The organism is Kitasatospora sp. NPDC056184, assembly GCF_042268405.1.
Classification (GTDB): domain Bacteria; phylum Actinomycetota; class Actinomycetes; order Streptomycetales; family Streptomycetaceae; genus Kitasatospora.
The window spans coordinates 175,866-188,073 of sequence record NZ_JBHJUI010000001.1 but is presented as its reverse complement, the minus strand read 5'-3'; the positions used below and the strand labels follow the sequence as shown (position 1 = coordinate 188,073).

Genomic DNA, 12,208 nt, shown 5'->3' with positions numbered 1-12,208 from the left:
CCGTCTCAGCTCTTCTTCCGCAGCACCAGGTACTGGTCCGGCTTGAGCAGGTCCGTGGCGTAGCGGAGCGTGCCGTCCGGCTGCATCGTGATCAGGCGGTAGGGCGAGCGGTCGGCCATGCAGTCCGCGCCGGGCGAGGAGCCGGTCGCCCGGGAGGCGAAGGAGGCCTTGCTCTCGTCGGCCTCGGTGAGCGTCCACGCGCCCGCGCACCAGGTGCCGGTGTTCTTCGTCTCGGCGAGGATCCGGCTCTTCTCCTCGCTCGGGGCCGACTGGACGATGGTGAGGGTGACGGTGGAGACGTCCCCGTTGGCGGCCGTGCGCTCGCCGACCCAGATCCCGAGGTACTTCGCGGGGACGCTGCCGGGCCCCGGGGCCGTGGGGGACGCGTCGGGCTCGGGGCTCTCCTCGGCCGGGTCGGAGGCGTCGTCGGTGGGATCGGGGCTCTTCGGACCGGAGTTCTTCGGCGCCGGGCTCTTCGGACCGGAGCTCTTCGGGGCCGGGGCGGTCGCCCCGGGGCCGGGGTTCGACGCCTCGGTCTGCCGGTCGTCGTCCCGTTCCCGCTCGTACAGCAGGTAGCCGCCGCCCAGCAGCAGGCCGGCCGCCAGGACGGCCGCCAGGGCGCCGTACCCCCGGCGGCCGCGCGGCTGTTCCGGGGGCGGCCCGTAGCCCGGCACCGTGACCGGCACCGACCGCGTCGGGGCCGGGGTGGGGGCCGGGAGCAGGCTCGACGGGCCGAAGGCCGGCGGGGGCGGCGGCCCGAAGCCGGGCGCCCTGCCGCCCGTCGCCTCGGCCGCCCGGGCCGCCCTCGCCGCCTCGGCGACCGTCTGGCCCCCGGTGTGCGGCCGTGTCCCGGCCGCCGGGTCCGGAGCCGGCGCGGCCGCCCCGGTCCCCCGATCCCCCTCCAGGTCCAGCAGTTGCACCGCGCTGCGCCCGACCGCCGCCGCCAGCGCCGCCGGCAGCCAGTCCCCCTGCCCCAACCGGGCGGCGGCCGTGCCGTCGCCGTCCAGCCGCTCCCGGAGCCGTCCGGGCGTCGGGCGGGCGGACGGGTCCTTGGCCAGGCAGTCACGGACGAGGGCGGACAGCGGGCCGGCCAACCCGGAGAGGTCGGGCTCCTCGTGCAGCACCCGGTAGAGCAGGACGGGCGCGCTCACCCCGGCGCCGAACGGCATCCGGCCCGTCGCCGCGTAGGCGATCACGGCGCCGAGCGAGAAGACGTCGCTGGCCGGCCCGGCGGGCAGCCCGTTCGCCTGCTCCGGCGACATGAAGCCCGGCGAGCCGAACACCTGGCCGGACTGGGTGAGCGCGGTGGCGGAGTCCAGTGCGCGGGCGATGCCGAAGTCGATCAGCCGCGGCCCGTCGAGGGTCAGCAGCACGTTCGACGGCTTGACGTCCCGGTGCACCAGCCCGAGGCCGTGCACCTGGGCGAGGGCCTCGGAGAGGCCGACGCCGAGGGCGCGGACGGCCGGCTCGGGCAGGGGCCCGAACTCCCGCACGGCCTCCGTGAGCGCGGGCCCGGCGACGTAGCCGGTCGCCACCCAGGGGTGGCCGCCCTCGGTGTCCGCGTCCAGGACCGGCGCCGTCCAGGTGCCGCCGACCAGCCGGGCGGCCGCCACTTCCTGCCGGAACCGGGCCCGGAACTCGGCGTCCCCGGCGAGGTCGCCGCGGACCACCTTGACCGCGACGGTCCGCCCGCCCGCCGTCCGGCCCAGGTAGACCCGGCCCATTCCGCCCGCCCCGAGCTGCCGCAGCAACCGGTACTCGCCCACCTGCCGCGGATCGTCCGCTGCCAGCGGCTGCATGCCCACGCTCCCCTCGACACCCGGCGCGGCCTTCCCCGCCTCACACGTCCCGAGCAGACGCTATCGGTCCGGGACCACCCGTGGAACAAGATCGCGATCACGGAATGACCGCCCGCCGATCACGAAGCGACCGGCCGGCACCTGTCCCGGGCACAGGACGGCCGGCGACTCCGGGGCCGTGCCGGACGAGCGGCACGGACCGGTTCCGGATCGGACCCGACAGGCCCGCACCGGAAAGCCGGGCTCCGATCACCGACCGGAACACCGTCGAATTCAAGAACTCCCCATCCATACCGATGAGTTGGGTTCCGAATAGGGCGGCGCTCCGACTTCGGCGGTACCGGTCGCGCGCGGCATCGGGGCCGCACCGGAGGAAGTTGGTGCCCTCTTGGGCGCGGGACCCCTCCCCTTGGGGCAGAGTATGGGCATCGACGCCGGGTAGCCGGACGCCGGGTCCCGGGTGTTCAATGAGTGTTGACTTGATGTCAGCAAGACCACCGGGGCGACATATTCCGACTTCGGCCGACCCGGGGTCATGAACGGCCCACTTTTCGGATGGTGGGGTTTTGTCTACCCCCGCAGGGGTGTTATCCCCCCTGCCCCGCGTCGGCACATGCAGCATTCTCTTGCTCCGGAGCCCAGACGCCGCCGGGGGTACACGATGATCCGGGCGACTTCGCCGTCCATCGACGAGCCGGAGTTTGCGACGCCTCGCCACCCCCGGGGTGGTCGGGTCGAAGCCGTGGAGAGCGCGCCGGGCGCGGTCCTCGGTGACGGCGGGGCGCCGGAGAACACACGATCGCCCAAGCCCTGTCCGCTACCTGACACACGGACAATCGTGCCAGTAGCCAAAAATGACGGTTACAGACTGTAGGATATCACTCATCCTGAATAACCGACTGCAGCGGGGGGCTGGCAGTGTGTGAACGTTTCGGGTAGGCCAGTGGTATGAGCTACATGGCAACGGGTCGGCGCACGTCCGAGGAGCAGGCGCGGCGGCGACGGCCGCAGCTGGACCGCGGCCGGGCGCCGTGGGCGCGGGAGTGTTCCGGGCGATCGCGCGGTGAGCGGCGGACCGGCACGGCGGAGCCCGAATCCTGTATCCGGAGGGGCCGGCGCCCCTGAGGCGGCCCGGTCCGCGACAGTCGGACGGTCCGCGGTCCGCATCGCACCGGGAGCGCACCGGTGCACGGCCAGGGCGCGGCACGGGCGGCCGGTGCATCCCGCCCTTCGTTGACAAGCGTCTTACGCAGTAGGGCAGTTCAATACAGTTGCAGGTTCAGGTTCAGGTATGCCCAGAGGGCGGAACGCAACGGGAAGGGGGTACCGGCGATGGCAGCGGGGGACGAGGTCGCGGGTAACAGACGAACGACCCGGCTCGGGAGTCGGTCGGAGGAACGCACGGGGGCCCATTGGCAGACATTCTCTGAACTCAGCGAGTAGGATCATGTTTTCGATCAACACGGATGAGTATGTCGGACCTCCACGGAAGCGCACGCGGTACCTCGGCCCCGGTTCCGCCGGTCGGCGGGCCGCGTGGTCGTTGGAGCCGGAGGAGGCCCTGGGCTTCCTCCGGGGAGTGATGCCCAGGATCACCTCGGGGCCGGGGCAGGTGATCCTGGTCAGCGGTGGGATCGCCAGCGGCAAGACCCAGTTGATGCACGACTTCGGCCATGCCGCGACCCAGGCGGGCGCGTTGACGCTGTACGCCACGGGGGCCGCCGACGAGCAGCACGACTTCGGCGTGATCGACCAGTTACTGGCCTCCCTGAGACTCTCGGCCGAGGTTGCGCGGCGGGTGACCGCGATCCGCGGCCCGGCCGACAAGCGGCAACTCGAGGACTGGCAGACCGCGATGCGCACCGCGATCGACGACACCGCGGTGGTCCAGGGGCTCCGCCAGATCCTCCTGGAGCTGGCCGAGGAGCACCCGATGGTCCTCCTCATCGACGACCTGCACTTCGTCGACCGGCTCTCGTTCCAGATCCTCCTGCAACTGCAGCGGCGGATCCAGTCGACCAGGCTGCTGATGGTCCTGACCCAGCCCGACCGGTCGGCCGGCGAGCCCCGGACGCAGTGGGCCAGGGCCGGCCTGCTCCCCCAGCACCACATCCGGCTCACCCCGTTGAGCGAGTCCTCGGTCCGCGACTGGGTGCACGTGACCCTCGGCGGTGCCGCGACCGCGGCCGGTGCCGTGCTCGGTCCGCTGAGCGCCGTCCCCGCCGAACCCTGGGCGGGCGCGCTCTCCCTGGTGGGCGCCGGCCCGGACGAGGATCCCGTCCTCGAAGCGGCCGAGGCCCTGGTCGAGGCGGTCGACGCCGTCCCCGGCCACCCGTGTGCCGACCTGCCCGCGCTGATCCTGGACCTCAGCGGGGGCAATCCGCTCCTCGTCGAGGCCCTGATCGACGACTGCACCGACCTCGACGGGGACCCCTGCCGGCTACCGGGCGCCGGCTACGCGTACGCCGTGTCGGCGGTGCTCAGCCGACGCGATCCGCTCCTGCCGAGGGTGGCGGGCGCGCTGGCCGTGCTCGACGGCTACGGCTCCCCGGACACGGTGGCCGAACTCGCCGGGATCGAGATCGACTCCGCGGTCGAGGTCCTCGACGCCCTGGCCGGGGCCGGCCTGCTCGCCGAGGGGGCGTTCCGCCACCCGGCGGCCGCCTCGGCCGCCCTCGGCTGCCTGTCCCCGGAGGTCCTCTCCGACCTGCACGTCCGGGCCGCCGAACTGAAGTACCGCCAGGCGGCGCCGGTCGGCGAGATCGCCCGGCACCTGGTGGCCTCGGCCGCCACGCCCGGCGACTGGGCGTTCCCGGTCCTGTGCGCGGCGGCCGACCACGCGATGCTCGGCGACGAGCTGGACCTCTCCCAGCGCTGCCTCAAGCTCGCGCTGGACCTGGCACCCGGCCGCGAGCAGCGCCGCGAGGTGCTCAGCCGGCTCGCCAACGGCACCTTCCGGGTCAATCCGCTGATCACCCAGTCCTACCTCGCGGCCCTGCGCCAGACCTCCCGGGAGGAGTCCGCCGAGCACGCGACCCGCGCCTCCTCGACCGGCGGCCGCGGCCCCGCCGGCACCGCTCCGCCCGGCGGCGGGACGGCGTCGGCGGGCCGTTCCGGCACCGGTCAGACCGAGTTGGCGATGCTGGCCCGGATGGCGCTGTGGAACGGCGACGAGGCCGGGTTCAAGCAGGCCCTGGAGTGTCTGCGGAGCGGCCCGGAGGCGCTCGATCCGCAGTCCGAGGCGGTGCTGATGCTCGCCCACCAGTGGTACTTCGGCCCGTCCCGGTCGCAGCTGGCCGAGGACACCGAGCTGGCCGACCTCGACCCGTGGATCGGCACCGCCCGCACCCTGGCCGGCATCTGGGCGCACGGCGGCCTGGCCAACACCAGCGCCAACCAGATCCTGCGGAACTGCCGGCTGTCCGACCTCACCTTCGAAGCCCTGCTCACCGCGATCACCGCGCTGGACTACGGCGGCAAGGCCGAACTGGCCGAGCAGTGGTGCGCCGTGCTGAGCAGCAAGGCGGTCGCGCACGGCGCGGTGACCTGGCAGGCGATGATCGACGGCGTCTGGTCCGGGATCAGCCTGCGGCGCGGGGACATCCCCACCGCGATCGCGCTCGCGGAGTCCTCCCTGCGGATGCAGAGCTGGGGGGTGCCGGTCAGCTACCCGCTGACCACCCTGCTGAGCGCGCACACCGCGACCGGGGACTTCGACAAGGTGGAGAAGACGCTGCGCCATCCGGTGCCGGACGCCGCCTTCAACACCGTCTACGGCCTGCGCTACCTGCGGGCCCGGGGGCGGTACCACCTGGCCGCCGAACGGCCGCTGGCGGCGATCACCGACATCCACGACTGCCGCCGGATGATGCTCCGCCGGGACCTGGACCTGCCGATGCTGGTGCCGTGGCGCAGCGATCTGGCCGAGGCGCACCTGAAGATGGGTGACACCTCGCTGGCCCTGCGGCTGGCCCGGCAGCAACTCGAACTCTCCTCCGACTCCGATGCCGGCTCGCGCGGCGCGGCCCTGCTCGTCCTGGCCCAGGCCGGGGCCGGCGAGGAGCACCAGGAGCCCGCGAGCCAGGCGGTGGAGTGCCTCACCGCCGGCGGGGACCGGCTCGAACTGGCGCGGGCGCTGAAGCTGCTGGGCCTGCCCGGGCCGCAGTTCCTGCAGCCGGCCGGGGTGCCCGTCGTCGACCTCGACGACACCCGGCGCCGGCTGCGGGCCTCGGCCCTGCTCTCCGACATCGCGGTGGAGCCGGAGAGCGAGCCGGCCGACTCGGCCGCGCTGAGCGAGGCCGAGCTGCGGGTGGCCCGGCTGGCCGTCCTCGGCCGGACCAACCGTCAGATCAGCAACGCCCTGTTCATCACGGTGAGCACGGTCGAGCAGCACCTCACCAGGATCTACAAGAAGCTGGGCATCCGGGGCCGGAGCGACCTGCCGGCCTCGCTCACGGTCTGAGTCCGCTCCCCCGCGGGGAGGGAGCGGGCGACCGGGGAAACCCGGGCGACCCTCGAAAGATCCCGCCGAACGCGCTCCGTCGGAGCGGGTTCGGCGGGATCTTTCCGTCTGCCGGGCCGGGGCGTCGTCGGTCCGGGGCGTCGTCGGCTCAGGTGCTCGTCGGCCCGGGTCGTCGCTCAGGTGGTCGCGGCCTCCGGCCGGTGCCGGAAGCGGCGCCGGCCGCGTCCGGGCGGACCGGTCGGGCCCGACGGGCCGGTGGGGCCGGTCGGTCCCGACGGTCCCGACGGGCCGGTCACGAGGATTCGAGCTCGTCGTCGAGGATCCCGAACAGCTCCTCGGCGGTGATCGCGTCGAGGTCCTCGGCCGGCGCGGGGCCGGCGGCCGTCCCCGGCGCCCCGGGTGCGGCGGAGGCACCGGTCGGGGCACCGGCGGCGGCAGCGGCCAGGGCGCGCAGCCCGGCCGTGGCCTCGGAGCGCTCCGGGTCCGTCAGGGCTCCGGACTCCAGCAGCGCCCGGATCGCGGCCAGGTGGTCGGCCAGCGCGGATCCGGCGCTGGGCAGTTCCTCGCCGAGCCGGGCCGCCAGGGCGGACACCGCCGGGTAGTCGAAGACGACCGTGGCGGGCAGCCGGCAGCCGGTGACGGCGTCCAGCCGGTTGCGCAGCTCGATCGCGGTCAGCGAGTCGAGGCCGAGTTCGAGGAAGCCCTTGTCCGGGTCGACGGCCTCGGGACGGTCGTGTCCGAGCACCGCCGCGGTGGCGGCCTGCACCAGCTCGACCAGCGCGTCCGCCCGGTCGCGCCCGGCCAGCTCGGCGATCCGGGCCCAGGCCCCGCCCGCGGCCGGTGCGCCCGCGCCCTCGGCGCCCGTACCCGGCCCCGCCGCCGCCCGGGGGCGCGCGGGTCCGCGCAGCAGGCCGCGCAGCAGGTGCGGCACCTCGCCGGCGTCCGCGGCCTGGGCGGCGAGTGCGGAGAGGTCGAGGTTGACCGGCAGCAGGACCGGCTCGTCGCCGCGGACCGCCGCGTCGAACAGGGCGAGCCCCTCGGCCACCGAGAGCTCCCGCACGCCGCCCCGGGCCAGCCTGACCCGGTCGGACTCCCGCAGCCCGGCGCCCATGCCGCCGCCCGCCGCCTCGTCGGCCCACAGGCCCCAGGCCAGGCTGTGCGCGACCCGGCCGTCGGCGGCGCGCCGGCCGGCCAGGGCGTCGAGGAAGGCGTTGGCCGCCGCGTAGCTGCCCTGGCCGGCGGCACCGAGGGTGCCGCTGACCGAGGAGAACAGCGCGAACACCGCCAGGTCGAGGCCCTCGGTCAGGACGTGCAGGTTCCAGGCCGCGTCGATCTTCGGGCGCAGCACCGCCGCCATCCGCTGCGGGTTCAGCGAGCCGATCACGCCGTCGTCGACCACGCCCGCCGCGTGCACCAGCCCGGTGAGCGGCCGGTCGGCGGGGATCGAGCCGAGCAGCCGCTCCAGCGCGTCCCGGTCGGCGGCGTCGCAGGCGGCCACCGTCACCTCGGCGCCCAGCGCGGTCAGTTCGGCGGCCAGCTCGGCCGCGCCGGGGGCGTCCGGGCCGCGGCGGCCGGCCAGCAGCAGGTGCCGGACGCCGTGGCCGGTCACCAGGTGCCGGGCGAGCGCGGCGCCGAGGGCCCCGGTGCCGCCGGTGACCAGCACGGTTCCCGCCGGGTCGAGCCCGGGTCGGTCCGCCGGTTCCGGCCGGGTGCGGGCCAGCCGCGGGACCGTGAGCACGCCGCCCCGCACGGCGAGGCACGGTTCGCCGCTCAGGGCGAGGCCGAGCGCGGCGGGCGGCAGGACGGCGTCGGGCGCCGGGTCCGACGGGGTGCCGGGCTCCAGGTCCAGCAGGACGAAGCGGCCGGGGTACTCCTGCTGGACGGTGCGGATCAGGCCCCAGAGAGGGGCGTGCACCAGGTCCGTGACGGTGTCCCCGGGGCCGGCGGCGACCGCGCCCCGGGTCACCACGACCATCCGGTGGTCGGCGAACCGCGGGTCGGCGGCCCAGCCCTGGACCAGGGCGAGCATCCGGTCCGCGGCGGCGCGGGCGGCGGGCGCGTCCTGGTCCTGCGGCGGCGCCCAGCACGGCAGGAGGACGAGCGGTGCCGCCGCGCCGGTGCCCGGCTGCGGGCCGGCCGCGGCCAGCGCGTCCCAGTCGGGGTACGCCAGGACCGGGTGCCCGTCGGCCGCCAGTGCCGCGCCGAGCCCGAGGCCGTCGGCGCCCAGGACGGTGCGGGCGGCGGGAGCGGGGGTCTGCCCGGGGTCGGCCGCGGGAGTCCAGTCGAGGCGGAACAGCCGGTCCGCTCCGGTGCCGGCCGCCGGGCCGCCGGGGGCCGGGATCGAGCGGAAGGCGAGTTCGGCGACGCTCAGGACCGGCCGGCCGTCCGGGTCGACCGCGCTGATCGCCGCCGCGTCGGGGCCGTTGAACGAGACCCGCACCCGCAGCGCCGCGGCGCCCGCCGCGTGCAGGCGCACGCCCGACCAGGAGAACGGCACCATGCCCCGGTCGGTCTGCGGCCCGGCGAAGCCGATCGCGTGCATCACCGAGTCCAGCAGCGCCGGGTGCAGGCCGAAGGCGCCGGCCTCCTCCTGCTCCGAGGCGGGCAGCGCGACCTCGGCGTGGATCTCCTCCCCCGCGGTCCAGGCCGCGGTGAGCCCGCGGAAGGCGGGGCCGTAGGCGTACCCCTGCTCGGCGAGGGCCGGGTAGACGCCGGAGAGGTCCAGGGCGGTGGCCCCGGCCGGCGGCCAGGCCTCCGGCAGGGGCGCGGGGGCGCTCTCGGCGCCGTCCGCGGCGAGGGTGCCGACCGCGTGCCGGGTCCAGTCCGGTTCGGGGGCGGCCGTTGCGGCCGGGCGCGAGTGGATCGCGACGGTGCGCCGGCCCGCCCCGTCCGGGCCGCCCACCGCGACCCGCAGGTCGGTGCCCGCCGCGGTGTCCAGCACCAGCGGGGCCTCCAGGGTGAGCTCCTCCAGCAGCGGGCAGCCGACCTCGTCGCCGGCCCGGACGGCGAGTTCCACGAACCCGGTGCCGGGCAGCAGGACCGTGCCGTGGACGGCGTGGTCGGCCAGCCAGGGCCGGGAGGTCGGGGAGATCCGGCCGGTCAGCACGACCCCGCCGGACTCGGGCAGGTCCACGACCGCGCCCAGCAGCGGATGGGCCGCCGCGCCCTGGCCGGCGCCCGCCGAGCCCGTGGCCGCCGCGCCGCCGGGCGAGCGGCCGAGCCAGTACTCGCGCTGCTCGAAGCCGTAGCGGGGCAGGTCCACCCGGCGGGCGCCGCTGCCCGCGTAGTAGGCGTGCCAGTCCACCGGCGCCCCGTGGGCGTGCAGGGCGCCGAGGGCGGTGGCGAGCGTGGTCTCCTCGCCCCGGTTGCGGCGGAGCAGCGGGACGGCCAGGACGTCCTCGGCGGCGTCCCGGGCGGAATCCGGGGCTGCGTCCTCGGCGGCGTCGAGGCACTGGCCGACCAGGGCGGTCAGCGTGGCGTCCGGGCCGAGTTCGACGAAGCGGGTCACCCCCTGGTCGCGCAGGGTCGCGATGCCGTCGGCGAACCGCACCGTCTCCCGGACGTGCCGCACCCAGTACTCGGGGTCCTGCAGCTCGCCGGCCGCGACCAGGGCGCCGGTCAGGTTCGACACCACCGGGATCCGGGCCGGGCGGTACTCCAGGCCCTTGGCCGTGCGGCGGAACTCGTCGAGCATCGGCTCCATCAGGGCCGAGTGGAAGGCGTGCGAGACGGTCAGCGCCTTGGTGCGCTCGAAGCCTGCGGCGACGGCGGCCACCGCGTCGGCGTCGCCGGAGACGACGACCGCGCGGGGGCCGTTGACGGCGGCGATGTCGACGCCCGGCTGGAGTGCGGCGCGGACCTCGTCCTCGGTGGCGACGATCGCGACCATGGCGCCGCCGGCGGGCAGGGCCTGCATCAGCCGGCCGCGGGCCGCCACCAGGGCGCAGGCGTCCTCCAGCGACCACACCCCGGCCGCGTACGCCGCCGCGAGCTCGCCGATCGAGTGCCCGGCCACGAAGTCCGGGCGCAGCCCCCAGGACTCCGCCAGGCGGTACAGCGCCACCTCGACGGCGAACAGCGCGGCCTGGGCGTAGCCGGTCAGGTTCAGGGCCTCGGCGTCCGTACCGATCACCGCGCGCAGCGGCCGGTCCAGGTGCCGGTCCAGTTCGGCGCACACCTCGTCGAACGCGGCCGCGAACGCGGGGAAGGCCGCGGCCGCTCCGGCGCCCATCGCGGCCCGCTGCGCGCCCTGGCCGGTGAACAGGAACGCGGTGGCCGCGCCGGGCCGTACCACGCCGCCCAGCACGGACGGCGACGGACGGCCCGCGGCGAGCGCGGCCAGACCGTCGAGCAGCTCGCCGGTGCCGGCCCCGAGCACCACCGCGCGGTGCTCCAGGGCGGCCCGGGAGGTGGCGAGCGAGAACCCGACGTCGACCGGGTCGGGGCCCGCCCCGAGGAGGGCGTCCCGCAGCCGGGCCGCCTGCACCGGCAGGGCCTCGGCGCTGTGCGCCGACACCGGCCAGAGCAGCGGCCCCGCCGGGGCGGAGACCTCCCGCGCGGGCTCCTCGGCGCGGAACTCCTCCAGGATCACGTGCGCGTTCGTCCCGCTGATCCCGAACGAGGAGACGCCGGCCCGGCGCACCCGCTCCCCGGCGGGCCAGGGCACCGGCTCCTTCAGCAGCTCGACCCGGCCGGCCTCCCAGTCCACCTGCGGGGACGGCTCGTCGCCGTACAGGCTCCGGGGCAGCACGCCGTGCCGCATCGCCATCATCATCTTGACGACCCCGGCGACGCCGGCGGCGGCCTGGGCGTGCCCCATGTTCGACTTGACCGACCCCAGCCACAGCGGCCGGCCGTCGGCCCGCTCCTGCCCGTAGGTGGCCAGCAGCGCCTGGGCCTCGATCGGGTCGCCGAGCCGGGTGCCGGTGCCGTGGCCGTCCACCGCGTCCACGTCCGCCGCCGCCAGGCCCGCGTCGGCGAGGGCGGCCCGGATCACCCGCTGCTGCGAGGGGCCGTTGGGCGCGGTGAAGCCGCTGGACGCGCCGTCGGAGTTGACCGCCGTCCCGCGCACCACGCCCAGGATCCGGCGCCCGTTGCGGATCGCGTCCGACAGGCGCTCGACCACCAGGACGCCGGCGCCCTCGGCCCAGCCGACGCCGTCGGCCGACGCCGAGTACGACTTGCAGCGCCCGTCCGAGGCCAGGCCGCGCTGCCGGGAGAACTCGATGAACGCCTCGGGTGTGGCCATCACCGTCACGCCGCCCACCAGGACCAGCGAGCACTCGCCGCGGCGCAGCGCCTGCGCGGCCAGGTGCAGGCCGACCAGCGAGGAGGAGCAGGCCGTGTCCACCGTCATCGACGGCCCCTCCAGCCCCAGGGTGTAGGAGACCCGGCCGGAGACCACGCTGAGTTCGGTGCTGGTCAGCAGGTGCCCGGCGGCGTCCGCCGCGTCGGCGCCGCGCACCCCGTAGTCGGAGAAGCTGCACCCGGCGAACACCCCGGTGGCACTGCCGCGCAGGCCGACCGGGTCGATGCCCGCGTCCTCCAGGGCCTCCCAGGAGCACTGGAGGAACAGCCGCTGCTGCGGGTCCATCGCCAGCGCCTCCCGGGGGGAGATGCCGAAGAACCCGGCGTCGAACCGCGCCGCGCCCTCCACGAACCCGCCGGACTTCGCGTAGGTGGTGCCGGCGTGTTCCGGGTCGGGGTGGTAGATGCCCTCGACGTCCCAGCCCCGGTCGGCGGGGAACTCGCCGACGGCGTCGATCCCCTCGGAGACCAGCTCCCAGAGCGCGTCGGCACCGTCGACACCGCCCGGGTAGCGGCAGCCGACGCCGACCACCGCCAGCGGCTCGGCCGCCGCGGCGGCCAGCTGCTGGTTCTGCCGGCGCAGGCGCTTGGCCTCCTTGAGGGACGCCCGCAGCGCCTCTTCCAGACGTTCGGTGGAGCC

The 12,208-nt window shown here is 75.9% G+C and carries 2 protein-coding genes and 1 pseudogene; 1 reads left to right on the top strand and 2 read right to left on the bottom strand.

Annotated features, from left to right (window positions below):
- Positions 1-5 precede the first annotated feature (5 nt).
- Entirely contained in the window at positions 6-1,799 is a 1,794-nt protein-coding gene (locus tag ACFC0B_RS00545; protein ID WP_376080121.1) for a protein kinase, read from the bottom strand.
- Positions 1,800-3,090: 1,291 nt separating this feature from the next.
- Between ACFC0B_RS00545 and ACFC0B_RS00540 the strand changes: the two genes are divergently transcribed.
- On the top strand, positions 3,091-6,261 hold the full coding sequence (locus tag ACFC0B_RS00540) for an AAA family ATPase (protein ID WP_376080119.1): 3,171 nt from the start codon (positions 3,091-3,093) through the stop codon (positions 6,259-6,261).
- 292 nt (positions 6,262-6,553) lie between these two features.
- Here the strand turns inward: ACFC0B_RS00540 and ACFC0B_RS00535 are convergent.
- Positions 6,554-12,190 (bottom strand): annotated as a pseudogene (locus ACFC0B_RS00535) (type I polyketide synthase); the annotation flags it as partial.
- Positions 12,191-12,208 lie beyond the last annotated feature (18 nt).